The sequence below is a fragment of the Streptomyces graminilatus genome (genome assembly GCF_001418565.1).
Lineage (GTDB): Bacteria > Actinomycetota > Actinomycetes > Streptomycetales > Streptomycetaceae > Streptomyces > Streptomyces graminilatus.
The window spans coordinates 1-26646 of the sequence record NZ_LIQQ01000084.1 but is presented as its reverse complement, the minus strand read 5'-3'; the positions used below and the strand labels follow the sequence as shown (position 1 = coordinate 26646).

General features: G+C 70.4%; 18 protein-coding genes and 2 pseudogenes. 15 read left to right on the top strand and 5 right to left on the bottom strand.

Annotation, left to right across the window (positions count from 1 at the left end; genetic code table 11):
* Positions 1-313: 313 nt before the first annotated feature.
* The gene (locus AOK08_RS09105; RefSeq protein ID WP_107100896.1) at positions 314-1234 is read right to left on the bottom strand and encodes a sirohydrochlorin chelatase; all 921 of its coding nucleotides are present in this window, start codon (positions 1232-1234) and stop codon (positions 314-316) included.
* 398 nt (positions 1235-1632) lie between these two features.
* Between AOK08_RS09105 and AOK08_RS09100 the strand changes: the two genes are divergently transcribed.
* From AOK08_RS09100 to AOK08_RS09060, 10 genes are all read left to right on the top strand, one after another.
* Positions 1633-2310, top strand: coding sequence for a uracil-DNA glycosylase (locus AOK08_RS09100; protein WP_055524950.1), 678 nt, complete (start codon positions 1633-1635; stop codon positions 2308-2310).
* A gap of 488 nt (positions 2311-2798) precedes the next feature.
* On the top strand, positions 2799-2945 hold the full coding sequence (locus AOK08_RS45615; protein ID WP_157876618.1) for a hypothetical protein: 147 nt from the start codon (positions 2799-2801) through the stop codon (positions 2943-2945).
* Positions 2946-3195: 250 nt separating this feature from the next.
* Positions 3196-5649: an RICIN domain-containing protein gene (locus tag AOK08_RS09095; protein WP_079053927.1), complete on the top strand. Its 2454-nt coding sequence runs from the start codon at positions 3196-3198 to the stop codon at positions 5647-5649.
* Positions 5650-5774: 125 nt separating this feature from the next.
* Entirely contained in the window at positions 5775-6530 is a 756-nt protein-coding gene (locus AOK08_RS09090; RefSeq protein WP_422125729.1) for an SGNH/GDSL hydrolase family protein, read from the top strand.
* A gap of 357 nt (positions 6531-6887) precedes the next feature.
* Positions 6888-8390, top strand: coding sequence for an arabinofuranosidase catalytic domain-containing protein (locus AOK08_RS09085; protein WP_107100895.1), 1503 nt, complete (start codon positions 6888-6890; stop codon positions 8388-8390).
* Between the two features lie 171 nt (positions 8391-8561).
* Positions 8562-10430 (top strand): RICIN domain-containing protein, encoded by a 1869-nt coding sequence (locus tag AOK08_RS09080; protein WP_055524956.1) that lies wholly within the window; start codon positions 8562-8564, stop codon positions 10428-10430.
* A gap of 121 nt (positions 10431-10551) precedes the next feature.
* Positions 10552-12957 carry a ricin-type beta-trefoil lectin domain protein gene (locus tag AOK08_RS09075; RefSeq protein WP_055524948.1) on the top strand — a complete coding sequence of 802 codons (2406 nt, stop codon included), beginning with the start codon at positions 10552-10554 and terminating at the stop codon, positions 12955-12957.
* Positions 12958-13034: 77 nt separating this feature from the next.
* A complete protein-coding gene (locus AOK08_RS09070; protein ID WP_055524947.1) occupies positions 13035-15020 on the top strand; it encodes an alpha-L-fucosidase in 1986 nt (661 codons plus the stop codon).
* Between the two features lie 186 nt (positions 15021-15206).
* Positions 15207-16547, top strand: coding sequence for a ricin-type beta-trefoil lectin domain protein (locus tag AOK08_RS09065; RefSeq protein WP_055524955.1), 1341 nt, complete (start codon positions 15207-15209; stop codon positions 16545-16547).
* Between the two features lie 164 nt (positions 16548-16711).
* The gene (locus tag AOK08_RS09060) at positions 16712-17665 is read left to right on the top strand and encodes a M23 family metallopeptidase (protein WP_241826880.1); all 954 of its coding nucleotides are present in this window, start codon (positions 16712-16714) and stop codon (positions 17663-17665) included.
* Positions 17666-17729: 64 nt separating this feature from the next.
* Here the strand turns inward: AOK08_RS09060 and AOK08_RS09055 are convergent, their stop codons facing one another.
* Complete coding sequence (locus AOK08_RS09055; protein ID WP_055524945.1) at positions 17730-18815, bottom strand: WD40/YVTN/BNR-like repeat-containing protein; 1086 nt, start codon at positions 18813-18815, stop codon at positions 17730-17732.
* A 223-nt stretch (positions 18816-19038) separates the two neighbouring features.
* Here AOK08_RS09055 and AOK08_RS09050 point away from each other — a divergent pair, with 223 nt between their 5' ends.
* The 3 genes and pseudogenes from AOK08_RS09050 (at position 19039) to AOK08_RS09040 (ending at position 22430) form a co-directional block, all read left to right on the top strand.
* A complete protein-coding gene (locus AOK08_RS09050) occupies positions 19039-19605 on the top strand; it encodes an Rv1733c family protein (protein WP_055524944.1) in 567 nt (188 codons plus the stop codon).
* 220 nt (positions 19606-19825) lie between these two features.
* Positions 19826-20830: pseudogene (locus tag AOK08_RS09045) on the top strand (extracellular catalytic domain type 1 short-chain-length polyhydroxyalkanoate depolymerase); the annotation flags it as partial.
* 238 nt (positions 20831-21068) lie between these two features.
* Entirely contained in the window at positions 21069-22430 is a 1362-nt protein-coding gene (locus tag AOK08_RS09040) for an SGNH/GDSL hydrolase family protein (protein WP_079053928.1), read from the top strand.
* 73 nt (positions 22431-22503) lie between these two features.
* On the opposite strand, the pseudogene AOK08_RS09035 reads toward AOK08_RS09040, so the two are convergent.
* Positions 22504-23361 (bottom strand): annotated as a pseudogene (locus AOK08_RS09035) (oxidoreductase); the annotation flags it as partial.
* Here AOK08_RS09035 and AOK08_RS09030 point away from each other — a divergent pair.
* Complete coding sequence (locus AOK08_RS09030) at positions 23266-23610, top strand: helix-turn-helix domain-containing protein (RefSeq protein ID WP_055524953.1); 345 nt, start codon at positions 23266-23268, stop codon at positions 23608-23610. The pseudogene AOK08_RS09035 and the gene AOK08_RS09030 sit on opposite strands and share 96 nt — an antisense overlap.
* Here the strand turns inward: AOK08_RS09030 and AOK08_RS09025 are convergent.
* Positions 23542-24666 (bottom strand): nucleobase:cation symporter-2 family protein, encoded by a 1125-nt coding sequence (locus AOK08_RS09025; RefSeq protein WP_055524952.1) that lies wholly within the window; start codon positions 24664-24666, stop codon positions 23542-23544. The two genes, AOK08_RS09030 and AOK08_RS09025, sit on opposite strands and share 69 nt — an antisense overlap.
* Before the next feature lie 96 nt (positions 24667-24762).
* A complete protein-coding gene (locus AOK08_RS09020) occupies positions 24763-26142 on the bottom strand; it encodes an FAD-dependent oxidoreductase (protein WP_055524943.1) in 1380 nt (459 codons plus the stop codon).
* A gap of 222 nt (positions 26143-26364) precedes the next feature.
* Between AOK08_RS09020 and AOK08_RS09015 the strand changes: the two genes are divergently transcribed.
* A partial coding sequence (locus AOK08_RS09015; RefSeq protein ID WP_241826878.1) for a DUF6214 family protein occupies positions 26365-26646 on the top strand: 282 nt, incomplete at its 3' end.

The window sequence follows — 26646 nt, the reverse complement described above, 5'->3', positions numbered from 1 at the left end:
ACCGGCCGTGCGTACCGGCCCTGCGTACCGGCCACCCAGGCCGGACACCTGCACGCACCGCGAACGAGCGCGCCCCCAGGGCGTGGCCGGATTCGCCTCCGGCGCGGCGGCATGCGGTCGGCGCGGCGGAGTGCGGTCGGCGTGCCCGTCGCGCCGGATCGGTCACGGGACCCGTGGTGGCCCGTGTGATCGGCGGCGAGGGCCCGCCCGGGGCCTGTCGGACACGCCGAGGGCCCGCTCCCGGGGAGGAGCGGGCCCTTCGGCGTGCCAGGTGCTCGGTCGTCGGACCGCGTCGTACGGGGCGCTGTCCGGGTCAGCGGACCGGGGCGCCCTGCGGCTGCTGCGGGGCGATACCCAGTGCCGTCGTGTACTTGGCCAGCGCCAGCTTGCCGATGGCCGGGTACGGGCCGAGCGCGTCGGAAGAGGCGCAGCCGGCCTCCTCGGCCGCCGCCTCCAGCAGCGCGGCGTCGATCTCCGGGCCGATCAGATACGGGGCGAGGGCGAGGTTCTGCGAGCCCGAGGCGCGCAGTTGCTCGGCGATCGCCGCGATCGAGCCGTCCTCGTCGAGGGCCGCCGCCATCACCGGCACGGCGAGGCGCGCGGCGAGCAGCATGCCCGTGATCCCGGCCGCCTGCACGGCCTCCTCGCCGCCCACCGACGCCAGGATGATGCCGTCCGCGGCGGTCGCCACCGTGAACAGACGGGCCCGGTCGGCGCGCGCGAGGCCCGCCTCGGACAGCCGTACGTGCAGTCCCTCGGCGAGCAGCGGGTGCGGGCCGAGGACATCGGTCAGCTCGGCCGCGATACGGCTCTCCATGACGGCCTGCCGGATCTGGCGCAGCAGCGCGTTGTCCGGACCGGCGAGCAGCGGCACGACGACCGCGACGGGCCCCTCGGGCGCCTTGACGTCGGCACCGGCGGCACGGGCCTGCTCATAGCGGGCGGTGCGCTCCTGCGCGCTGTGCGTGAGCACGAACTGGAGTGTGGGGAACTCCGCGTCGTCACCGTCGAGGTACCCGATACGGGCGTCCAGGCCGGGGAGTTCGGAGCGGGCGATGCTCACGACCTCCTCGGCGAGACTCCGCGTGGTGGGGCTGGGCGCGCCCGGCACCGCGAGGACGAGCGCGGGCGCACCCTCGGGAGCCGCCAGTGGCTCGGGGCGGCGGTGCCGTCCCGGCTGGCGGGGGCGCGGCATTCGTACTGGCAGGCCGGCGGGCCCAGTGGGGGAGCTCATGGCGCCGCATGTTACTGGCTTATTGGGCTCCCTTGTTCGGGGAGGGTGCAGGTGAGCGGTATCCGTCCGCTTTTGTCTGATGAGTTACGCACGCAACGGAAGTGGGCGGTAAGTGGTGACTTCGCCGCCGGGTGGAGAACGGATTCGGTCGTCAGGGGGTTCCGGTGCTGGTCAACCGCGTGTGACCGGCGAACTCCCGTGTGATGAGAGGACTTTATTGGCGGGGCGGTAGGTGCCCAGAGTCCTGCAATCGGGACTCGGGTCGGCAAGTCGGTCATCCGGGTTCGTTTGTCGGTCAATATGCGTGTTGTTTCGGTCACCCCCGCGTCCGGTCGGGGCGGGTACCGGCGACGAGGGGTTGTGCGGGGCCGTGGTGTGTGCCAGTAGGGTGACGGACTGTGGCACCACGACCCTTGCATGAACTTGTCGAAGCGGGCTGGGCGAATGCTCTGGAACCCGCCGCCGAACGTATCGCCGCGATGGGGGACTTCCTCCGGGCCGAGATAGCGGCGGGCCGGACCTATCTGCCGGCCGGGGCGAACGTGTTGCGGGCCTTCCAGCAACCCTTCGACGACGTCCGCGTCCTGATCGTCGGTCAGGACCCCTATCCCACACCGGGGATGGCCATCGGGCTGAGTTTCGCCGTGGCGCCCGAGGTGCGTTCGCTGCCGGGCAGCCTGGAGAACATCTTCCGGGAGATGCACTCCGACCTGGGGGTGCCCAGGCCGTCGAACGGCGATCTGACCCCCTGGACCCAGCAGGGAGTGCTGCTGCTGAACAGGGCCCTCACCACGGCTCCGCGCAGTCCCGCCGCGCACCGGGGCAAGGGGTGGGAGGAGGTCACCGAGCAGGCGATCCGCGCCCTGGCCGGCCGGGGCAAGCCCCTGGTGTCGATCCTGTGGGGGCGTGACGCGCGCAATCTGCGGCCGTTGCTGGGGGATCTCCCGGCGATCGAGTCCGCCCACCCGTCCCCGATGTCGGCGGACCGTGGTTTCTTCGGCTCACGGCCGTTCAGCCGGGCCAACGACCTCCTCGTCGGGCAGGGTGCCGCCCCGGTGGACTGGCGACTGCCGTAGGGCGGCCGGGGCCGGTCGACACCAGTCGGATCCGGCCGGTGCGCGGGATCGAGGCCCCACCGTGCGGAGGACCTGCCGGGTGGTGAAGGCTCCGCCGGGGACGTGTCGTGCGGAGGACCTGCCGGGTGGTGAAGCCTCCGCCGGGGACGTGTCGTGCGGTGAGCTCGGCTCCCCGACGTTCCCACCGCGTTTCGTACAGCGGGAGGCCCCGCCGCCACCCGCCCACCCGCGTTTGCGGTCGAAACTTTTCGAGGCCGCCGATCCGCCCAACCGCAGGAAACCAGCCGTCGAACCGATTCCGCGACAACGTTCGCGGCAGAAGGCTCCGCACTATTGACAGCGCGTCGAGCCGGGAGCAGCGTCTCCTCCCGAAACCTTTCTGCAACCTCGCTGTGAACGCGGCGCCTCCGAGCGCTCCCGGATTGACAGCGCCACCAGCGCCACCAGCACGACCCGATCGGGTTACGCCGGCACGGTAGGGAGATCAGATGGGAACCACGCGGGCAAGGCGTCCCTCGCTGAGCAAGCGCGCCCACAGCGCCTTCTGCGAGGGCGGAGTGACTTCCGGCCACCCGTCGGACGACGTCACCAGGAACGCCGTACGAGCCGACGTCACCACGTCCTGTCTCGACTGACCCGCACGGTCAAGCCCCTGGCCCGCTCACCCGGGTCACGGGTGTGCGACACCGGAAGCGGGGATCCGTGTGCCCGCGCCCGGTGGCACCTCCCGGGATCTTCCGGCCGTCCAGCCGGTCGGACCCTCCGGGCCAACCCCCATGCGGGCGGGCCCGGAAGGTCCGGCCGTTCCAACGGCTTCGTTCGGCGAACAAGCGACGACACCCCGCCCCCACACCGGGCGCCACGCGCCACCACTGGAGGATGACGATGTCCCGAGCAAGACCGCCCCGCGGCCTCTGGGCCGCCCCCGTAGCACTGCTCGCCCTGCTGACCGCGAGCCCCGCCACGGCTGGGGTCGCGTTCGCCGCACCGGCCGAGTCGCAGACACGGGCCGCGGCAGCCGCCCTGTACGTGGCGCCGGGTGCGGCTCCCGGCGGGAACGGCAGCGCCGATCAGCCGTTCGCGACGATCGAGCAGGCGCAGCAGCCCGCGCGCCGGCTCTCCGCCGACGCGGACGTCGTGGTCAACCTGGCCGGTGGCACCTACCGGCTGTCCAAGCCGCTGACCTTCGGTTCCGGGGACGGCGGCCAGAACGGCCACACCATCACCTACCAGGCCATGCCCGGGCAGCAGCCGGTCGTGAGCGGCGCCCAGCAGGTCACGGGTTGGCAGGTGCATGATCAGAACAGCAATATCTGGTCGGTCCACGTCGGTACCGGCGTGAACACCCGTCAGCTGTACGTGAACGGCAAGCAGGCACCGCGCGCGGCGATCCAGGTGCCCCGTTCCAGTCTCACCTTCACGCAGACCGGTCTGACCGTGAACGACTCGTCCCTCGACTACCTGGCCGGCCTCTCGGACCTGAAGCACATGGAGGTCGAGAGCCTCAACTCGTTCACCGACCGCTACGCGCCCGTCCAGTCGGTCAGCGGCCGGACGATCACCATGCAGCAGCCCGCCTGGAACAACAACTCCTGGGGCTACGACACCATCAACGCGCCGTTCGCCGGCGGCACCATGTACCTGGAGAACAACTACGCGTTCCTCAAGCAGGCCGGGCAGTGGTACCTCGACCAGTCCACCGGCGACCTCTACTACCGGGCCCAGCCGGGCCAGAACCCGAACAGCCTCGGTGTCGAACTGCCCCGGCTCCAGAGCCTGATCGGCATCAGCGGCAGCTACGCCTCACCGGCGACCGGCCTGGGATTCACCGGCATCCGGTTCACCGGCACCTCCTGGCTCGGTCCGAGCGGACCCGACGGCTACGCGGACCAGCAGAGCGGCGCGCACATCATCGGCGCCTACGCGATGCCCGCCAACTGGCTGACCACCTGCAAGTCGGGGTGCACACAGTTCGAGGCCACCCGTAACCAGTGGGCGCAGATGCCCGCGGCCGTCCAGGTCTCCGCCGCGAGCGGCATCACGTTCTCCGGCAACACCTTCTCCGGACTCGGGCAGGCCGGACTCGGCGTCGGCAACGACGGTGTCGCCTCGGACTCCGGGACCGGACTGGGCGCCAACGGCGTCACCATCACCGGCAACACGTTCACCGAACTCGCGGGCAGCGGCATCCAGGTCGGCGGGGTCCGGCCGGACGCGCACCACCCGAGCAACCCGCAGATGACCAACCAGAACATCACCATCAGCAACAACCGGGTCAGCGGGGTGGGCACCGACTACAAGGAGACCGCGGGCATCCTCTCCACGTACGTCACCAACGCGACGATCACCCACAACCAGTTGGACCGTCTTCCCTACGACGGGATCGACATCGGCTGGGGCTGGGGCGCCAACGACCCGGGCGGCAGCCAGGACTACGTCAACCGGGGCACGTACAACTACCAGCCCGTCTACACCACCCCCACGACGTTCAAGAACAACACCGTCACCCACAACCTGATCTTCGACACCAAGAACGCGATGTTCGACGGCGGCAGCATCTACGCCCTGTCGGCGAGCCCCGGCTCGGTGATCTCCGAGAACTACATGTGGGACAACAACCGCACCACCGCGCTGTACCTCGACGAGGGCGCCCGGTATCTGAAGGTCGCCAACAACGTGGTGCAGGACGCGAGCAACTGGGCGCTCACCAACGCCAACGGGAACAACCACACCGACGACAGCACGTTCTCCGGCAACTGGTACAACGGCGGCAACACCTACGTCGCCACCGGTCCGCCGCACAACAACGTCCTGTCCGGCAACGTCCAGGTCAGCGGCACCAACTGGCCGCAGGGCGCCAGGACGGTCATCCAGCAGGCGGGCATCCAGTCGTCGGGCGGCGGCGGATTTCCCACCGGTTACCACCAGTTGGTGATCGGCAACAACAGTCTCTGCCTGGACGTGTACGGCAGCTCCACCGCCGCGGGCGGCGTGGTCGACCAGTGGACCTGCAACGGGCAGGGCAACCAGCAGTTCGAGTTCGTGCCCGTCTCGGGCGGCTACGGACAACTGCGGGCGCAGCACTCCGGGCTGGTCGTGGCGGTGTCGGGCGGCTCCACTACCGCCGGCACACCCAACATCGTGCAGCAGGCCGCCGACGGATCGGCCGCCGGTCTGTGGCAGCCGGTGGGCCAGTCCGACGGCTCGTACGCCTTCCAGAACAAGAACAGCGGCCTGTGCCTCGACGTCTACGGCGCCGGCAGCAACCTCGGCCAGCAACTCGACCAGTGGGCCTGCAAGAACACGGCAGGCAGCAACCAGGCCTTCACACCTCGCTGACCGCCTCGCGCGCCGGTACAGCCCACCCGTACAGCCCACCCGTACAGCCCACCCGTACAGCCCACCCACTGTCCCGCACTGTCCCGCACCAGTGAGGAACTCCGATGAGGAAATACTCGGCACTCTTGGCAGTCACGCTGACGGCCGTGCTCGGCACGGCCGCCGCACCGCCCGTCGCGGCGGCCACCGGCACCGGGCCGTCGCCCGGCGCCGTCCGGGCCGCCGCGCCCACCGCGCTTCGGCTGATGCCGTTGGGCGACTCGATCACCTGGGGCTTCGCCAGCCCGACCGGCAACGGCTACCGGGGGCACCTGTGGAACCGGCTGAGGGCTGAGGGGCACGCCCTGGACTTCGTCGGCTCGGGGCGCAACGGCAACATGTCCGACCCGGACAACGAAGGCCACGGCGGCTGGCGGATCGACCAGATAGCCGGGATCGCGGACTCCGTCCTCGCCCGCTTCCGGCCGAACGTGGTCACCCTGGAGATCGGCACCAACGACCTGAACGGCAACTACCAGATCCCGACCGCCCCCGACCGGCTCCGTGACCTCCTCGACCGGATCACCCGCGCCGCCCCCGACGCGACCGTTCTCGTCGGCACCGTCATCATCTCCACCAGCGGCTGGGAGGAGGCCAACCGGCCGGCGTTCAACGCCAAGCTCCCCGGCATCGTCCGCGCCCAGCAGGCCGCGGGCAAGAAGGTCGGCCTGGTGGACATGAGCGCGCTGACCGCCGCGGACCTGGCCGACTCCCTGCACCCCAACGACAACGGCTACCGGAAGATGGCGGACGCCTTCAACGCCGGAATCGAGGCGGCGGACCGCGCGGGCTGGATCAGGCCGCCCGTGTCGGCGGCCGGACAGGCGCGCTCGGTGAGGTGATCGGCGCCAAGGGCGCGCCCCTGCCCTGAACCCCTTCGGCGGACCCGCGACGACCACCGGCGACGACCACCCGCGTCCGGCCCGGCGGCCGTCGCCGGACGCGGGTCCGCCATGCCCTCATGCCACTCTGACCAGGGAAAACGAGGGGCTGATCGAGTTTTCGGCGCGGTGCGGCACATGTATTGACAGTGTGTTGGGTGCGTGGGATCACTAGGGCACATGGGATGTCTGAGTGTTCCCTGTGGGCGCTCCCGGACACGCTGACGGGAGCGGCCGACGGCCCATTGGACGGACGCTCTTCCCGCGGACAGCCACGGCACTCTCTGTCGCCTTCCCCCACGTATTCGAGGAAGCAGAATGCAGCCTTCATCCGCTCTGCCCCAAAGGCCCGCTCGTCGGCCACGCCTGTCGGCATTCGCCGCCGTGTGCGTGACGGCACTGCTGACCGTGCTGCTGGGAACCGCGTCGACCTGGTCGGCATCGGCGGCCGTGGCACCCCTGGTGAGTTCGGCGTCGGGCCGCTGTCTGGACGTCAAGGGCAACGCCGACACGCCGGGCACGGCGTTGGACATCTGGGACTGCGACGGCCGGGCCGGTCAGTCGTACGAGTTCACGTCGGCGGGTGAGCTGAGGACCAAGGGCGGCACCCGGTGCGTGGACGCCCTCGACAGCCGGACGACTCCCGGAACCCCGGCGGTCATCGGGTCGTGCGACGGACGGCCGACGCAGATGTGGCGGCAGAACCCCGACGGGACCGTCACCGGCGTCCGGTCCGGGCTGTGCCTGGACGTCAACGGGGCGGCCACGGCCAACGGCACCGCGGTCATCCAGTGGACCTGCAACGGCCAGAGCAACCAGAAGTGGAGCAGCCTCACACCTCCGCCCACACCCGACGGGTCGGGCCCCTGCGACCTCTACGCCACCGGCGGTACCCCGTGCGTGGCCGCGCACAGCACGGTACGGGCGCTCTACGGGTCGTACCGTGGCGCGCTCTACCAGGTCAGGCGCTCCTCGGACAACACCACCAGGGACATCGGGGTGTTGGCGGCCGGCGGGTACGCCGACGCGGCGGCGCAGGACGCGTTCTGCGCGGGCACCTCATGCGTGATCACTGTCGTCCGGGACCAGTCCGGGCGCGGCAACGACCTCTGGTACCAGGGGTCGGCCCAGGTCCCCGGGTCGAGTCAGAGCAGTCCCGCGAAGGCGACCTCCGAGGCGCTGACCGCCGGGGGCAACAAGGCGTACTCGCTGTACATCAACCCCGGGAACAGCTACTGGCGGGACGGCCATCTGACGGGCGTACCGACCGGTGCCGCACCCGAAGGGGCCTACATGGTCACCAGCGGCACCCACGTCAACAACGGCTGCTGCTTCGACTACGGCAACAGCGAGACGACCCGGAAGGCCGACGCCGCCGGGGCGATGGACGCCATCAACTTCGGCACCCAGTGCTGGTTCGGCGGCTGCTCCGGCAGCGGACCCTGGGTCCAGGCCGACCTGGAGTGGGGCCTGTTCCCCGGCGGCAGCCAGTCCTGGAACCCCAACCAGCGGGCGTTTCCGAGCAAGTTCGTCACCGCGATGCTGAAGAACAACGGCACGTCGAGGTTCGCCCTCAAGGGCGCCAACGCACAGTCCGGCGGCCTGACCACCCTGTGGGACGGCGGGCTTCCCGGCGGATACAACCCCATGAAGAAGCAGGGCGCCATCATCCTCGGGAGCGGCGGTGACTGCTGCAAGCCCGGCGGCGGCGCCAACCTGAGCGCCGGCACCTTCTACGAGGGAGCGATCGTCGCGGGTTATCCCTCGGACGCGACCGACAACGCGGTGCAGGCCAACATCACGGCGGCCGGCTACCGCTGAGTGTCCATCAGCGCTGGGCACTCGTCAGCGCTGAGCACCCGTCACCGGTGAGTCCCTGTCACCGGTGACGGCGGCGCGGCCCCCGGTGCGTCCGACACACCACCGCGAGACGCCCGCCGGGCGTGCATGTGTTCCTCCGCAACCCGACCCAGGAGCCGATGAATCATGCCCATGACCACCGAGGGAGCCCGGCGACCACGTCCGCTGCTCCCGCGACCCGGCCTGCTGGCACTGGTGGCCGGTGTCGCCCTGGCCCTCGTGCTGTCGCTGCTGTCGCTGATGTCGACGGCCGCGAGCCGGGCCGCCGCCGACAAGGCGCTGACCGTGCATCTGGCGTCGACGCGCGGGCCGTCGACGGGCGTGGGGGAGGGGTTCCTCTACGGATTCAGTTCCGACGGCAGCCAGCCGGTGGACCAGTTCATCCAGCCGCTGGGCATCAACGCCTTCCGGGGCGGCGGATGGTTCTCCGGTGGCTGGATCAAGGACAACTACCAGTACGGCCAGGCCACCAAGGCCGACCTCGACTCGATCGTCGCGCAGGCGAAACGTCTCACCAGGCCGCCGTACCACGCGCAGTACCAGGTGCTGGTGAGCGACATCTACGGTGTGAACGGCGGCCAGCCTTCGAACACACGGTACCCGTGCGACAACGGAGACTGCTCCAACTGGATCCGCTTCATCGACTCCACGGTGGGAGCGCTCCAGGACTCGGGGCTCACCTTCGCCTACGACATCTGGAACGAGCCGGACATCTCCGTCTTCTGGACCCGGGGCGTCAACAGCGCCCAGTACTTCCAGATGTGGGACACCGCCTACCGGGAGATCCGGCGTCTCGCCCCCGGGGCGCAGATCGTGGGTCCGTCACTCGCGTTCACCCCGGAACGCAACCCCGGTCAGTGGCGGACCTGGCTCGCCCACGTCAAGGCGGCCGGGACCGTACCGGACATGATCGCCAACCACAACGAGGGCGATGTCGACGACCCGGTCACCGTCGCGCGGAGCCTGAACAACGCCCTGAGCACGGCGGGCATCGGTCCGCTGCCGCTGTCCTCGAACGAGTACCAGCCGGCCGACCGGCAGACCGCCGGGGTGACGGCCTGGTACCTGGCGCGGTTCGCGCAGTCCGGGTACACCAACGCGATGCGCGGCAACTGGGTCTGCTGCATCACCCCGAACCTGACGGGAGTCCTCACCCAGAGCGGAGGCCGCTGGCAGCCGACCGGCAACTGGTGGGCGCTTCGGGACTACGCCGACATGACCGGCACCCTCGTGGACACCTCCGGCCAGGTCGGCTCGACAGCGATCTCCGCCTCCGTGGACCCCGCCGCCAAACGCGCGGTGGCGATCGTCGGCGACTCGAACGGCTACACCGGCACCGCGTCCGTGACCTTCGACGGGCTGGCGTCCGTACCCTGGCTGGCCGGCGCGGGCAATGTGCACGTCTCCGTGCGCCGCATCCCCGAACAGGCTCCGCTCGGAGCACCGCAGGTCGTGTACGACCAGGACCTGAGCACCACCGGCGGCTCGATCACCGTGCCGTTCACCTTCCAGGGCTCGCACGACGCGTTCACCGTCTACCTCACACCCGCCTCGCCGGACGGCGACGGCTTCCCGAACGGCTATCACCAGCTCGTGGCCGCCGGGAGCGGTCTGTGCGTGGACGTGTACGGCAACTCCGGAAGCGCGGGTGCCCGGATCGTCCAGTGGACCTGCAACGGGCAGAGCAACCAGCGGTTCCAGTTCGTGCCGTCCTCGGGCGGCTACGGCGAACTGCGCGCCCAGAGTTCAGGGCTGGCCGTGGCGGTGGCCGGCGGTTCCACGTCGCCGGGCGTCCCCGACATCGTCCAGCAGGCCCCCGGCCCGGCCGCCAACAGCCTCTGGCTGCCCATGCGGCAGTCCGACGGGTCGTACGAGTTCCGGAACCAGAACAGCGGCCTGTGCCTGGACGTCCACGGCACCGGCGCCGAACCGGGCCGCCAACTGGACCAGTGGGCTTGCCAGAACGCGCCCGGCACCGAACAGGACTTCATCCTCCGCTGACCGGAGCAACTGACCAAAGCAACTGACCAAAGCAACTGACCAAAGCAACTGACCAAAGCAACTGACCAAAGCAACTGACCAAAACGACAGCGGCACCTCTGACCTGCGAAAGGAACACACCGTGTCCGCATTCAAACGGCTGCTCGGGCGCTTGCGTGCCTCTACGGCCGTGCTCACGGGCCTCGTCCTGGCCGCCGGCGGCCTCGTGGGCTCCGCCGCCCTGCCCGCCCATGCCGCCACCTCCATCACGGTCAACGGCTCCTCCGGCGGCCGGGTCTTCGACGGCGTCGGCGCGATCAGCGGTGGGGGCGGCAACAGCAGACTCCTGATCGACTATCCCGAGCCCCAGCGCGGCCAGATCCTGGACTACCTGTTCAAGCCCGGCTACGGCGCCTCCCTGCAGATCCTCAAGGCGGAGATCGGCGGCGACACCAACTCCACCTCGGGCGCCGAGCCCAGCCACATGCACACCCGGACCGACCTGAACTGCGACCGGGGCTACGAGTGGTGGCTGATGGAGCAGGCCAAGGCGCGCAACCCCGCCATCAAGCTGCACGGGCTCGCCTGGGGGGCGCCCGGCTGGATCGGCGGCGGCAACTTCTGGTCCACCGACATGATCAACTACCTGGTCTCGTGGCTGGGCTGCGCCAAACAGCACGGACTGAGCATCGACTACCTCGGCGGGTGGAACGAGCGGGGCTACAACGTCTCCTGGTACGTGCAGCTGCGCGCCGCGCTCAACAGCAACGGCTACGGCAACGTGAAGATCGTCGCGGCCGACTCGGACTGGACCGTGGCGAACGACATCAACTCCAACCAGGCGTTCGCCGCCGCAGTGAGCGTCATCGGCACGCACTATCCCTGCGGCTACCGGTCCGCCCAGACCAACTGCTCGGTGCCGTCGGCCGCCGGCTCGTCCGGCAAGCCGCTGTGGGCGAGCGAGAACGGCTCGGACGACTACAACGGGGGAGCGCAGGCCGTGGCCCGCGGCATCAACCGCGGGTACATCGACGGACGGATGACCGCGTATCTCAACTGGCCGGTGGTCGCGGCGCTCACCCCCAACCTGCCGTACCCCACCATGGGCCTCGCCCTGGCCGCACAGCCCTGGTCCGGCGCCTACTCGATCGGCAAGAACGCCTGGGTGATGGCCCACACCAGCCAGTTCACCGCCCCCGGGTGGCGCTACCTCGACTCCGCCAGCGGCTACATCGACGGCAACCGCAACAACGGCAGCTATGTCTCGCTGAAGTCCACCAACAACTCCGACTACTCCACGGTCATCGAGACCATGGACGCGGGCAGCGCCCAGACCCTGAACTTCAACGTCACCGGGGGGCTGTCCACCGGAACCGTCCATGTCTGGTCCACCGACGTCAGGTCCAACAACACGGCCGACCACTTCACGCACGCCACGGACATCACTCCGTCCGGCGGCGCCTTCAGCCTGACCGTGCAGCCCGGCCGCGTGTACACGCTGACCACCACGACCGGCCAGGGCAAGGGCACCGCGACCGGTCCGGCCCGGGGCGCGCTGAAGCTGCCGTACAGCGACTCCTTCGACGGCAACGCCACCGGCACCGAGGCGAAGTACCTCATGGACTGGCAGGGCGCCTTCGAGGCCGTGGGCTGCGGCGGCGGACGTAGCGGCAAGTGCGTACGCCAGATGAGCCCGCAGAAGGCGATCACCTGGGACACGCTGACCGATCCGCACGCCCTGCTCGGTGACGTGGGCTGGACCAACTACACCGTCTCCTCGGACGTGCTGCTCGAACAGCCCGGATACGTCGAGCTGATCGGCCGCGCGGGCGGGCACGACTACGACCGCACCGGCGGACAGAACGCCTACCGCGTGCGGGTGAGCGACACCGGGGCCTGGTCGATCCTGAGCACGAACACCAACGGCAACGTCTCCACCCTGGCCCGAGGCACGACCGGGGCGCTGGGCACCAACAAGTGGCACACCCTGGCCCTCACCTTCTCCGGCACCACGATCACCGCCGCCATCGACGGGGCCACGGTCGGCACGGCGGACGACCGCACCTGGGCCGCCGGACAGATCGGCTACGGGACCAGCCAGGGCGAGACGGCCCAGTTCGACAACCTGTCCATCACCCCCGGCAGCGGCGGAGGCGGCGGCACGAGCGGCGCGATCATCGGGGCCGCCTCCGGGCGCTGCGTGGACGTGCCGGGACAGTCGCACACGGCGGGCACCCAGGTGGCCCTGTGGGACTGCAACGGCGGCGCCAACCAGCAGTGGGCGGACACCCCGGCCGGTGAGCTGCGGGTCTACGGCAGTACCTGCCTGGACGCGGCGGGCGGCGGCACCGGCCCCGGCACCAAGGTGGACATCTGGGACTGCAACGGCGGCGCCAACCAGAAGTGGACCACCCACGCCGACGGCACGATCACCGGTGTCCAGTCCGGCCTGTGCCTGGACGCCACCGGCTCGGGAACCGCCAACGGCACCCTGCTGCGGCTGTGGACCTGCACCGGCGCCGGCAACCAGAAGTGGACGCGCGAGTGATCCGGTGACCGGCTGACGATCACCAACTCCCGTACCACCTCCGCCACTTCCATCGATTCCCCCGAGAGGCCCACCACATGTCCCCCTCCTCCTTACCGCTCAGCCGACGCCAATTGCTGGCGGCGGCCGGCGGAGCCACGGCGGCCTTCGGCCTGCTGCGGTTCGCCCCCGAGGCCGCCGCGACCGAAGGCCCCGCGAGCTACACCCCGAGCTGGTCCTCCGTGGACCAGCATCCCCCGGCCCCGGCCTGGTTCCAGGACGCCAAGTTCGGCATCTACTACCACTGGGGTGTGTTCAGCGTTCCCGCGTTCGGGAACGAGTGGTATCCGCGCAACATGTACATCGGCGGCTCGGCCGAGAACCGCCACCACATCGACACCTACGGCGACCCCTCGGCGTGGCCGTACCACAACTTCATCGACGGGGCCCGCGACAAGGCGGGCAACTTCGTGCAGTTCGCCCCCAGACTCGTCTCCCAGGGCGGCAGGTTCGATCCGGAGGCCTGGGCGCGGCTGTTCAAGGCCGCGGGCGCCAGATTCGCCGGCCCGGTCGCCGAGCATCACGACGGCTACTCCATGTGGAACAGCCCGTCCAACCCGTGGAACTCGGTCCAGCACGGCCCCAAACTCGACCTCGTGGCCCTGCACGCGCAGGCCATCCGGGGCCAGGGCCTGAAGTTCATGGCCTCACTGCACCACGCCTACCACTTCACCGGCTTCTACGACCGTGTGCCGTCCCAGTCGAACCAGGCGCTGCGCGTCCTCTACGGCCAGCAGGGCTCGGCCGCGGAGAACAAACTCTGGTACGACAAGCTGGTCGAGGTCATCGACGGCTACCAACCGGACCTGGTCTGGCAGGACTTCAACCTGAGCCAGGTGCAGGAGTCGTACCGGCTCCAGTTCCTCGCGCGCTACTACAACCAGGCGGTCGCGTGGAACAAGGACGTCGTCGCGACCTACAAGGACGGCCTCAACAACAAGGGTGAGGTCTTCGACTTCGAGCGCGGCGGCCCGGCCGGGCTGCTCACCCCCTTCTGGCTGACCGACGACAGCATCTCCTCGTCCAGTTGGTGCTACACGGTGGGCATCGGCTACTACTCGACACAGGCGATGCTCCACTCGCTGATCGACCGGGTCAGCAAGGGCGGCAACATGCTGCTGAACATCGCGCCGATGGCCGACGGCACCATCCCCTCCGGGCAGCAGTCCATCCTGCTCGCCATGGGCGACTGGCTCGGCCGCTTCGGAGAGGCGGTCTACGCCACCCGCTCCTGGGCCAGTTACGGCGAGGGCCCCACCAAGATGGGCGGCGGTTCGTTCAGCGGCCCGGTGGCCGGGAAACCGCAGGACATCCGGTTCACCCGCAGCCGCGACAACAAGGTGCTCTACGCCACCGCGCTGGGCTGGCAGGGCGGCACCATGAACATCACGACGCTGAACTCGAACCAGATCAACCTCAGCAGCCTGACCGGCGCCCAACTGCTGAACAACACGGCCGGCACCTACATCAACCTGCCCGCCCCGGTCCAGGACGCCTCCGGCCTGCACCTCACCATGCCCTCCTCCAACCCGCCGTTCAGCGCGCTGGCGTACACGGTCAAGCTCACCTTCTCCGGTGAGATCCCCGTCCTGGGCGCGCCGGGCGGCTCCACGACCTGGGTGCGGATCGCCAACGCGACCAGCGGACTGGCGCTCGACAGCGGGGGCAACGTGGCCTCCGGCTCCAACCTCAAGCAGTGGAGCTACGACGGCAGCACCAACCTCCAATGGCAGCTGATCGACCTCGGCAACGGCTACCACCGCATCGTCAACCGCACCAACGGCATGGCGGCCGACAGTTGGGGCAACTCCGCCAACGGCGCCCCCGCCCGGCAGCAGGCGTGGAACGGCGGCAACAACCAACAGTGGTCGCTGGTCAGCCTCGGTGACAACCGCTTCCAGATCGTCAACCGGGGCACCGGCACCGCCCTCGACGGCGGCGGCAGCACGACGGCCGGGTCGACCACGGTGCTGTGGACGCCGAACTCCAACGCCAACAACGCCTGGACGATCACCGGGCTATGAACCGCCGCAGGCGTGAACCCGGGCCGGGGCCAGGGCCGGTGGCCCGCCTCGGCCGCGATCCTCCCGGCCGGTGAACGCGACCGGCGAACCGATTCCACTCGACACCCCCGAACGGAAACTCCCTGCCCATAGCCCCTGTCCCCCCGACCACGGAAGAAGCAGTGCATGAAACGCAAACCGATCCTGATGGCCATCGTGGCCGCGGTACTTCTCGTACTGACATCCGCGGGCACCTCGTTCGGCAGCGGCCCCGGCGCGCGCTCGTCGGCGAAGGCCGCCGGCGTTGCCCAGGCGTCCGCCGGATGCGGCAAGGCACCGACGCTGACCAGCGGCAACCGCACGATCCAGAGCGGCGGCCAGACCCGCAACTACATCCTGCGGGTTCCGGCCGGCTACGACAGCAACCACCCCTACCGGCTGGTCTTCGGTTTCCACTGGCGGGGCGGCACGGCCAACGACGTCGACTCGGGCGGCACGGACGGGTACAACTGGTCCTACTACGGACTGAGGCGCCTGGCGGACAACGCGAACAACAGCACGATCTTCGTCGCGCCCCAGGGCAACGGCAACGGCTGGGCCAACCCCGGCGGCGAGGACGTGGCCTTCGTCGACGCCATGGTCAGCCAGATCGAAGCGGGCCTGTGCGTCGACACCACCCAGTTGTTCGCCGGCGGCTTCAGCTATGGCGGCGCGATGTCGTACGCCCTCGCCTGCTCCCGGGCGACGGTCTTCCGCGCGGTCGCGGTCTACTCCGGCGCGACCCTCAGTGGATGCAACGGCGGCGGCCAGCCCATCGCCTACATGGGTCTGCACGGCCTCAGGGACAACGTGCTGCCCATCCAGTCGGGACGGGATCTGCGTGACACCTTCGTCCGGACGAACGGCTGCACCCGGCAGAACCCGCCCGAGCCGGCCAACGGAAGCCTGACGCACATCATCACCACCTACTCCGGTTGCAAGGCCGGATACCCGGTCGTCTGGGCCGCGTTCGACGGAGCGGGCCACGACCCCGGTCCCATCGACGGTTCCACCGGTGACGGCTGGCGCACCTGGACATCGGGAGCGGTGTGGCAGTTCTTCACCCAGTTCGGCTCGAACCCGAATCCCCCCAACCCGCCGGACCCCCCGAACCCGCCCACCGGCGAGCGGCGGATCGTCGGCCAGCAGTCGGGGCGTTGCGTCGACATCAACGCCTCCACCACGGCCAACGGCACGCAGGCACAACTGTGGGACTGCAACGGCGGCGCCAACCAGCGCTGGGCCTACAGCACCGGCAAGCAACTGGTCGTCTACGGCAACAAGTGCCTGGGCGTCGGCCAGTCGGCGGGCAACGGCACCCCGGCGGCGATCTGGGACTGCAACGGGCAGTCGGACCAGCAGTGGAACATCAACGCCGACGGCACGATCACGGCAGCGCAGTCGGGTCTCTGCCTGGACGCCAGCGGCCAGGGGAGCGCCAACGGAACGAAGATCCAGCTGTGGAGCTGCTCGGGCGGCGCGAACCAGCGCTGGACCCAGCAGAACTGACACACGCACACACGGGCGCACCGGTCGGAGCCGGTGCGCCCCCTGCGCGCACGACCCGTACGGGCCGGACATCCGGAACATGCGGGAGTCCCCTTTCGCGCCGGATCGGGCACAGTGCCCACGGAACGGTCAAATGGACCGGCGACAGGAAGGGGTGGGGTCCTGTGAGACTCCGACGAGGGAGAGGGCCGGGCCGCGCCGCCGCGGTTCTGGCCATGGTGGTGGCGTTCTTCACGGCTCTGGCGGCCATGGCGTCGACGACTCACGCCGCACCACGGGCCGCACGCTCAGTGACCGCCGCACCGGCCGACAGGCCCGACTTCAGGCTGCCGTTCGCCTGCGGGCAGACCTGGCAGTTGCAGACGTACCTGGGCCACAATCCCGACGACAAGAAGATCGACATGTACCACGCCGGCGGAAACACCCTCGGCGCCACGGTGGTCGCGTCCGCGGCCGGCACGGTCACCGAGTTCTTCCCGCCGGGAGGCATGGAGATCAACCACGGCGGCGGCTGGTTCTCGGTCTATCTGCACATGGACCGCAGGGACGTGACCGTCGGGCAGAAGGTCGCCTCCGGCACACCGCTCGGGCGGCTGGGCCTGGTCGAAACCCCCGAGGCGCATCTGCACTACGAGCAGCTCTACGACTTCAACGGGGACAACGACGGCGAGACCGACGAGATGGTGTACCCGGTGATTCAGGGGACGGAGTACCGGCTGTCACCGACCCAGGCGAATTGGCCCACGGTGACCAGCACCAACGCCTGTGGCGGGGGCGGCGAACCCGCACCCACGAAGTACTGGGTGGACACCTTCGCCGAAGCGACCGGCTACGCCGCCGTCGACTGCGTCGGCAAGACCACGCCGCGGTGCGCGCCCCAGGGCAAGCTGTACAAGGGCACCAACTACGTCCTGTGCAAGAAGGCGGGCGACACCGTGCAGTCGGGCAGCTCGCACAACAAGTACTGGCTGCTGACCGATCTCGACGAGGTCGTGCCCGGTGGGAAGCACCGTGCCTATGTGTCGGCGTACTACCTCCAGCGCTGGGGGAACGACGAGGCGAAGGACAACGACGGCCGCGAGATCCGTGACTGCGGGGCTGACGAAGTTCCCGCGTGACGTCTGAGAACACCTGGGCCGAGGGCGCACCGCGGAATGTGCTCCTCGGCCCGGTCACCGGTGGTCAGTCGATCACCGCGGCCCGCACGCACAGCACGTCCGGCAGGTGGGAAGCCAACTGCCGCCAGCTCTCCCCGTCGTCCGCCGACGCGTACACCTCGCCGTTGCGATTGCCGAAGTAGACGCCCGCCGGGTCCGCGTCGTCCGTGCACAACGCGTCGCGCAGCACCGTGCCGTAGTGGTCCTCCTGGGGCAGGCCCGCAGACAGGGGCTCCCAGCTCCCGCCCGCGTCCGCCGTACGGAAGACCCGGCAGCGGTGTTCGGCGGGGACGCGGTCCGAGTCGGCGTTGATCGGGAAGACGTACGCCGTGTCGCCGCGGTGCGGATGGGCGGCGACCGCGAAACCGAACGTCGAGGGGAGGCCGGCCCCGATGTCCGTCCAGTGCCCGCCCGCGTCGTCGCTGCGGTACACACCCCAGTGGTTCTGGAGGTACAGCCGGTCCGGGGTGGCCGGATCCTTCGCGACCTTGTGCACGCACTGGCCGAACTCCGGGTTCGGATCGGGCAGGAACACCGCGGAGACACCGGAGTTGGACGGGTCCCAGCTCTCGCCGCCGTCGGTCGTGCGGAACACGCCGGCCGTCGAGACGGCGACCGTCACCGCGCGCGGGTCGCGCTGGTCGGTGACGATCGTGTGCAGGCCCTCACCGCCGCCGCCCGGAACCCACTTGGAGCGGGTGGGGTGCTCCCACAGGGGGCGGACCAGCTCGAAGGACTCGCCGCGGTCCTCCGAGCGGTACAGCGCGGCCGGTTCCGTGCCCGCGTACACCACGTCGGCTTCCGCCGTCGACGGGTGGAGCTGCCAGACGCGCTCCAGGGAAGCGCCCGTGTCCTTCGGGAACTTGACCGCGGGCCGCTGCGGTTCCGTCCACGTCCGGCCCAGGTCGTCGGAGTGGAAGACCGACGGTCCCCAGTGCGCGCTGTCACCGCCGACCAGCAGTCTCGGTGTCTCGCGCCGGGTGTCGATCGCGACCGAGTACACGGCCTGCGCGTTGAAGTAAGGAGTGTCGTCGAACTCCCACGTGGCACCGCGCCGGTGCCCGATGAACAGGCCTTTGCGCGTGCCGACCGTGAGCAGTACCTCGGTCATGCCGATCACCTCCGGGACGTCTTTGTCCAGTCATCGGCCAGTCTGCACCCCACCACTGACAGTCACCTCTGGAAACGGCGTCGTCGCAGGTCGGAGCGGATGTCGGCGAGATTCCCGGCGGGATGTGACGGAGACCTCGGGCCGGCCGTGAGCAGCGGCGCGGCAGCGCGCGTATGGGAGGACGGCAGGGCATGTCCGTGTGCGCGTGAGGAGGACGCCTTCGATGGCGGCATTCCGTGGTCCCAGGGTGTGGCTGTGGCGTTGGCGGCGCAATCCGCTGAGGCGCCGGGTGGATGCCCTGGAGGGCTGGGCCGTACTGGCCGCCTGGGCGATCGTCGTGCTCACCGGAGTCCTCGTCGGCCTGGTGTCGACCCACTCCGTCGAGCAGGGGCTGGCGAGAGAGCGCGCCGAGTGGCGTTCTGTGACGGCACTGGTCGCCGAGGGCGCGCCCGCCACCATCAGCAGCGAGAAGGTGTGGGCGAAGGTCCGCTGGAGCGGTGCCGACGGCACCCCGCACACAGGGCAGGCCCGGGTCGATCCGGGCAGCGCCAAGGGCAGTCCGGTGACGGTCTGGACGGACCCGCAGGGCCGCCTGGTCACACAGCCCGCCACCGAGTCCGAGGCCCGCTTCAGGGCAGCCCTCGTCGGCGCCCTGGCGGGCGTGAGCGCGGCGACCGTGCCGTACGTCGGCTGGCGTCTCCTCCGTGGCCGTCTGGAGCGACGGCGGATGGAGGACTGGGACGAGGCGTGGGAGCGGTTCGACCCGATGTGGGGGAGCAACGCACACTGACCCCCGTCGGGGAGGGACGACTTCCGGCCAGGTTCCCGCCCCGCACGCGACGTGCGCCGACCAAGTGAGCAACCGCAGGTCGGCGAATGTTTTCGACGTGTGGGAGCGCTTCCATGGTGGGCCATGCCCATGCCACGATGCGGACGGGCAGCCCCGCGTGGCGGGAGTTCGGCTTCCGCCACGCGTACCCCCCGAGCCGTGATCAGGAAGGGACAAGGACGTGTCCACAACTGTCGGCACCATCGCGAGAAGACCACTGCGTTCGGTACTCGTCGCGCTTCTCGCAGGCCTGCTGCCGTTGCTCGCGGCAACATTCCTCGCCGCGCCGTCGGCGCGGGCGTCGGCGGCGGAGCGAACGGAGCCGTCCGCGACGGCCCCCATAGCCGCCGCCGCGCTCACCGAAGTGACCAACTTCGGAGCCAACCCGAGCAACCTGAAGATGTACGTGTACGTGCCGAACCGGGTCAGCGCGCGCCCGGCGGTTCTGGTGGCCGTGCACTACTGCACCGGCTCCGGCCCCGTGTTCTACGGCAGCACCGAGTTCGCCTCGCTGGCCGACCGGTACGGCTTCATCGTGATCTACCCCTCGGTCACCCGCAGCAGCAAGTGCTTCGACGTCTCCTCGCGGCAGGCGCTCACCCGGGGCGGCGGCAGTGACCCGGTGGGCATCAAGTCCATGGTCGACTGGGTCACCCGCACCTACCGGGCCGACACCGGAAGGATCTTCGTCACCGGGGCCTCCTCCGGCGCGATGATGACGAACGTCCTGCTCGGTGACTACCCGGACGTGTTCGCGGCCGGTGCCGCCTTCGCGGGCGTGCCGTTCGGCTGCTTCGCCACCACCAACGGCTCGGAGTGGAACAGCGAGTGCGCCGACGGGCGGGTGATCCACACCCCGCAGGAGTGGGGCAACATCGTGCGCAACGCCTACCCCGGCTACACCGGGGCCCGGCCGCGCATGCAGCTCTGGCACGGCACCGCGGACCCCACCCTGCGCTATCCCAACTTCGGGGAGGAGGTCAAGCAGTGGACCAATGTGCGCGGTCTCGGCCAGACGCCGTCCTCGACCGACTCGCCCAGGGCCGGCTGGACCCGTACCCGCTACGGCGCCACCGGTAACAGGGCTCCCGTCGAGGCCATCAGCCTCCAGGGGGTCGCCCACGACGCGCTGCGCCCCGGCATGGCCGCCATGGCGATCACCTTCTTCGGCCTGGACGGCACCGGCTCCTGAAAGGTGGCGGTCACGGCACCGGCAACATCGCGGCGCCGTCCGGGTCCACGCTCGACAGAACGGCCCGCACGGCCGGTCGAGCCCACGAATGTGCCGGGTGCGTGCCACGAGCGCGCACCCGGTCACCTCCCGCTCCGCCCGATCCGAGGACGACGTGCGACGGATCGAGGGCGACGTCCGTACAGCGGCCGCCCGCACAACGGCCGTCCGTACAGAGGAAGGCACCCGACCTGTGAAGTCGCTCCGCCTCACGCACTCACTCCGGTCCCGGCGAACGCCCGCCGTAGCAGGGCTCGCCCACGCGGCCGCCACCGGCCTGTGCGTGCTGGCCCTCGCCGCGGCGTCCTCCGCCGTACCGGCCCTGCTCGGAGGCCCGCAGCCGACGGCCGCCGCCCCGGCCCGGTCCGCCCCGCACTGGGTCGACACCTGGACGTCGATGCCGCAGCTCACCGAGCCCGGCAACATGCCGCCCGCGCCCTTCACCGGGGAGAGTGCCGTCCTCGTCGACACCACCCTGCGTCAGACCGTGCGGGTATCCACCGGCGGCGAGCGCATCCGCCTGCGCTTCTCCAACGCCTTCGGGACCACCCCACTGCCGCTGACCGCGGTGACGGTCGCCCTGCCCCAGGACGGCCGGGCCGGGGTCGACGCCGTGGAACCCGGCACCCTGCGCGAGGTGACGTTCGCCGGACGCCGGTCCACCACCGTCCCCGCCGGGGCCCAGGTCGTCTCCGACCCCCTGGACTTCGGGCTGCGCCCCGCGACCAACCTGACCGTGACGACGTACCTCGCGAACGGACAGGCCTCGCTCGCGCTCACCTCGCACCCGGGCTCGCGCACCACCTCCTACCTGCGCGCCGGGGACGGCACGGGCGAGCGGGAGCTGACCGGGGCCACCCCGGTCAACCACTGGTACCTGCTGAGCGACGTCGAGGTGCTGGCCGGGCGGGACACACGTGCCGTCGCGGTGCTGGGCGACTCGCTGTCCGACGGCCGGGGCTCCACGACCAACGGCAACAACCGCTGGCCCGACCAGCTCCTGGACCGGCTCAGAGGCCTGCCGGGCGGCAAGCGCGTCGCCGTACTGAACCAGGCCGCCGGCGGCAACCGGATTCTCAACGACGGCCTCGGCCCCAACGCCCTCGCCCGGCTCGACCGGGACGTCCTCGCGCACAGCGGGGTCTCCTGGCTGATCGTCTTCGAGGGCGTCAACGACATCGGCACCGCCGAGGCCACCCCGGCCGCCCAGCGGCGCGTCACCGACGACCTCATCGCCGCCTACCGGCAGATCGTCGTCCGCGCGCACGCCCAGGGCATCCGCGTCTACGGCGCCACCCTGACTCCCTTCCGCGGCAACACGCCGTACGACGATCCGGCGGGCCTGCGCGAGACGACCCGGCAGGCCGTGAACGCCTGGATCCGCACCGGGGACGCCTTCGACGCCGTGGTCGACTTCGACCGGGCGGTCCGCGATCCGGCCGATCCGGGCAGGCTGCGCCCGGATCTGCACGACGGCGACTGGCTGCATCTGAACCCCGAGGGATACCGGACGCTGGCCGCCACCGTCCCCGCCTCCTGGTTCGGTAGGCCCTGATCCCGACGAGCACATCAACTCACCTGAGAACGCTAGGGAGTTACGAGTCTCGGTACGAGTCTCAGTATGAGTGTCAGACGGACCGGTGGTACTGGTCCGGCACACGCACCTCGCCGCCCAGTTCCCGGGCCGCGTGCCGGGCCCACGACGGATTGCGCAGCAACTCGCGGCCGAGCAGCACCGCGTCGGCCTCGCCGTTGGCCAGGATCTTCTCGGCCTGCGCGGTGTCGGTGATCAACCCCACGGCGGCGACGGGCAGCGCGGTCTCGGCCTTCACCCGGGCGGCGAAGGGGACTTGGTAGCCCGGTCCGGTGGGAATGCGTACGCCGGAGACGTTGCCGCCGGTCGAGACGTCGAGGAGATCGACGCCGTGGGCGTGGAGTTCGGCGGCGAAGCGGACGGTGTCGTCGGCGTTCCAGCCGCCCTCCTCCAGCCAGTCGGTCGCCGGGACACGGAAGAACAGCGGCTTGTCCTCGGGCCACACCTCCCGTACGGCGCCGACGACTTCGAGCGCGAAGCGGACGCGGCTCTCGTACGAGCCGCCGTAGGCGTCGGTGCGGTGGTTGGAGTGGGGGGACAGGAAACTGTTGATCAGATAGCCGTGCGCGCCGTGGATCTCGGCGACCTCGAAGCCCGCGTCGAGAGCGCGACGGGCCGCGTCCGCGAACCGGTCGACGACGTACCGGATCTGATTGGCCGTCAACTCGGCAGGGACCTGATGCTCCTCGTCGAACGCCAGCGGGCTCGCACCGAACGGCCGCCAGGTGTACGCGTCTTCAGGTCCGAGCGGCGCACCGCCCTTCCAGGGACGGCCGGTTGAGGCCTTGCGTCCGGCGTGAGCGAGCTGGATCGCCGGCACGGCGCCCTGGGAGCCCAGGAAGCGGGTGATCCGACGGAACGCCTCGACCTGTGTGTCGTTCCAGATGCCCACCAGCTGGCCGCCACCGGCGACGAGCTGTCCTGTTCGCACTTCGTGCTGCCGGTCACCAAGTCCACCACCACACATCACTTCCGGGTGCTGCGCGAGAGCGGCGTGATCCGGCAGGTCTACCGGGGCACGGCCAAGATGAACGGCCTGCGCCGGGACGACCAGGACGACCTCTTCCCGGGACTACTCGACAGCGTCCTGTCCGCCGCCGCCCGCCAGGCCGGTCACGTCGGCGGAGCCGCTGTCAACTGAACCGCCCTTCCCCGCAAGGTGGTTGAAGAGAAGGTTCAGCACGATCGCCGTCAGACAGCCCGCGCTGATGCCGCTGTTCATCACCGTCCGGAACCAGTCCGGGAACTTCGCGTAGATCGTCGGCACGCCGACCGGGAGCATGCCCACGGCCACCGAGACCGCGACGACCGTCAGATTGTGGTTGTCCTTGAACTCGACCGCGGCCAGCGTACGCAGCCCGCTCGCGGCGACCGTCCCGAACATCACCAGTCCCGCGCCGCCCAGCACCGGCGCCGGTACGGCCGCGACCACCGCGCCCAGCTTGGAGACGACCGCCGACACCTCGAAGGCGGGCGCCCCGAAGTGGAACGGCGTGCTGATGCCGACCCAGTCGGCGTCCCCGACCCCGTCGAAGTCCGTGAACCCGAAGGGCACCGCCACGGCCAGCCCCACCACGATGCCGGTCAGTACCGCGATCCGGCTCAGGAACGCCGGCGCGAACCGCTGCACCCCGAGCACCACGGCCAGCACGAAAGCGGCCAGCGCCAGGTTCCTCGGTTCGCCGAAGTCCGCCGAACCCACCCCGCCGGCCGCCCAGTTGCCCGCCACCGGCAGCAGCGACAGACCGATGACCAGAATCACCGTGCCGGTCACCAGGGGCGGGAAGAACCGCAGCAACCGTCCGAAGACCGGAGCGAGCAGCGTGATCGCGAGCCCGGCGACGATCACCGAGCCGTAGATCGCGGGGAGTCCGCCGCCCGTCGTCCCGATGAGGACCATCGGTGACACGGCCGCGAAGGTGCAGCCCTGCATGATCGGCAGCCGGACCCCGAAACGCCAGAAACCCACGCACTGGATGAGGGTTGCGATGCCGCACACCAGCAGGTCGGCGGTGATCAGGTACGCCAGATCGGCGGGCGAGAGCTTCATCGCGCCGCCGACGATCAGGGGGACGGCCACGGCGCCCGCGTACATCGCGAGGACGTGTTGCAGGCCGAAGGCGGTCAGGTGGCGTACGGGTGGGATTTCGTCCACGGGATGTACGGGGGACACAGGTGCGGTGGGGGGCGTGGGCATGTTGTGTGTCATGCCCATCTGGGCGGTCTTGAGTCGTTGTTCGGCCGCGGGCCGGTGGGGGCTTGTCGCGCAGTTCCCCGCGCCCCTTGGGGGGGGTCAGCCGCCTGTGTTGCCAGGCGCCGTCGAGGGGGTGTCCGCGCCCCGTGCCGCCGTCATCAGGGCGTTCCAGTCGGGGAGCTTGACGACGCCCCGGCCCAGCTTGGCGCCCAGGTCCGCCTCGGCCCGTTCGATCGCCTGCCAGCCTGCCCACCCCACCGGTCCGAAGCCCTCCGCGCGGAGCACGGTCAGCGGGTCCTCGGGGCGTTCCTGGCGTACGAGGTCGGGGGCGTCCGCGAGCAGGGAGGTCGCCGTCTCCTTGGCGCAGGGGCGGTTGGTGCCGATGACGCCGGTCGGGCCGCGTTTGATCCAGCCGGCCACGTACTCGCCCGGAGAAGGGGTGCCGTCGCGCAGGACGCGGCCCGCGAGGTGGGGGACCGTGCCACGGGCCGCGTCGAACGGCAGTCCGTCGAGCGGGACCCCGCGATATCCGACCGAACGGAGGACGAGCTGCGCCTCGATGTCCTCGTACCGCCCGGTGCCCGTCACACCGCCGGTCCCGTCCGGCACCGTCCGCTCGAAACGCACCGCGCCCACCCGGCCCCCGGCGGCGAGCAGCTCGACCGGGCGGCGGAAGAAACGCAGCCGGATGCGGCGGGCGGCGTCCGTGGGAGGCAGGGCGGCCCAGCCGCGCAGCGCCTCCACGTTGCGGCGCTGGACGGTCGGCAGGGCGGCCGGGTCGACGTATGCCGGGTCGAGCGACAACTCGCTCTCGTCCACGACGACCCGGGTGTCCGGCAAGGAGCCCAGCTCGCGCAGTTCCTTGGTCGTGAAGCGGGCCTGCGAGGGACCGCGCCGCCCCACCACGTGGATGTCGGTCACCCGGCTCGCCGCCAGCGCGGTGAGCGCCGCCTGCGGCATGTCGGTGGGGCTCAGCTCGGCCGGGCCGCGCGCCAGCATCCGGGCCACGTCCAGCGCCACGTTCCCGACGCCGATGACCACGGCGGAGCGTGCCCCGTGGACGAAGCCGTCGCCGACGGCGTCCGGATGGGCGCTGTACCAGGACACGAACTGTGTCGCCGACCAGCTTCCCGGCAGCTCCTCGCCGGGAATCCCCAGATGGCGGTCGGTGGCGGCGCCGACGCAGTACACCACCGCGTGGTACAGCTCCCGCAGCCGGGCGACCGGCAGCTCACCGGGGCCGGAACCGATCCGGACGCCGCCCAGGAAGCGCACGCGCTCGTGCTCCAGGACCGTGCGCAGGTTGTTCTGCAGCGACTTGATCTTCTCGTGGTCCGGCGCCACGCCGTACCGCACCAGGCCGTACGGCGACGGCAGCCGGTCGAGGACGTCGACCAGTGCCTCGGGATCCTGCTGGACCAGGCTCTGCGTGGTGTAGACCCCGCTCGGACCCGAACCCACGACGGCGACACGCAACACGGCGGAACCCCTCACTGCGGGACGCTGCGGAACTCCCTGTCGCTGACACTGACAATGACACTGACACCTTCAGGATCGCACCACCTGAGCTGCGCTGACAGGGTGCGGGTCGGGGCGGGCGCGCGTGTCCGTTCGTATGGAATGTGATGATGCGGTTACGTTCCGTATGTGCTAGAAGCATCCTTTCTTAATCTTTCCGGTCGCTGCCCGACCGAGGCCACGGTGTCGGTGCGGCCCGCCTGGGAAGTGCGGGAGCACGAGGGTTCGGCGGCCACGGCATGGTTCGACGTCCGGCTCGCCTTCGCCGACGGCGCCCATGTCGACGTACTCGCCGTGGTCCGTGAGGAGGGCGTCTCCATCGAGGACGTACGGGCGCAGCCGGCGCTGTCGCTGGACGATCTGGCGGCGCTCGCGGACTGGATCGAGGCCCCGCTCTTCGACGCGTGCGGCGACGGGTCGGAGGTGGACGGAGCGGCCGCGGTGGGCTGGGGGACCGGGGAGGGC

Bases quoted from the DNA above. Each gene is read 5' to 3' on its own strand.
- AOK08_RS09105 (WP_107100896.1), bottom strand. From the start codon at position 1,234: ATGAGCTCCCCCACTGGGCCCGCCGGCCTGCCAGTACGAATGCCGCGC.
- AOK08_RS45615 (WP_157876618.1), top strand. From the start codon at position 2,799: ATGGGAACCACGCGGGCAAGGCGTCCCTCGCTGAGCAAGCGCGCCCAC.
- AOK08_RS09095 (WP_079053927.1), top strand. From the start codon at position 3,196: ATGTCCCGAGCAAGACCGCCCCGCGGCCTCTGGGCCGCCCCCGTAGCA.
- AOK08_RS09085 (WP_107100895.1), top strand. From the start codon at position 6,888: ATGCAGCCTTCATCCGCTCTGCCCCAAAGGCCCGCTCGTCGGCCACGC.
- AOK08_RS09080 (WP_055524956.1), top strand. From the start codon at position 8,562: ATGACCACCGAGGGAGCCCGGCGACCACGTCCGCTGCTCCCGCGACCC.
- AOK08_RS09070 (WP_055524947.1), top strand. From the start codon at position 13,035: ATGTCCCCCTCCTCCTTACCGCTCAGCCGACGCCAATTGCTGGCGGCG.
- AOK08_RS09065 (WP_055524955.1), top strand. From the start codon at position 15,207: ATGGCCATCGTGGCCGCGGTACTTCTCGTACTGACATCCGCGGGCACC.
- AOK08_RS09055 (WP_055524945.1), bottom strand. From the start codon at position 18,815: ATGACCGAGGTACTGCTCACGGTCGGCACGCGCAAAGGCCTGTTCATC.
- AOK08_RS09050 (WP_055524944.1), top strand. From the start codon at position 19,039: ATGGCGGCATTCCGTGGTCCCAGGGTGTGGCTGTGGCGTTGGCGGCGC.
- AOK08_RS09025 (WP_055524952.1), bottom strand. From the start codon at position 24,666: ATGCCCACGCCCCCCACCGCACCTGTGTCCCCCGTACATCCCGTGGAC.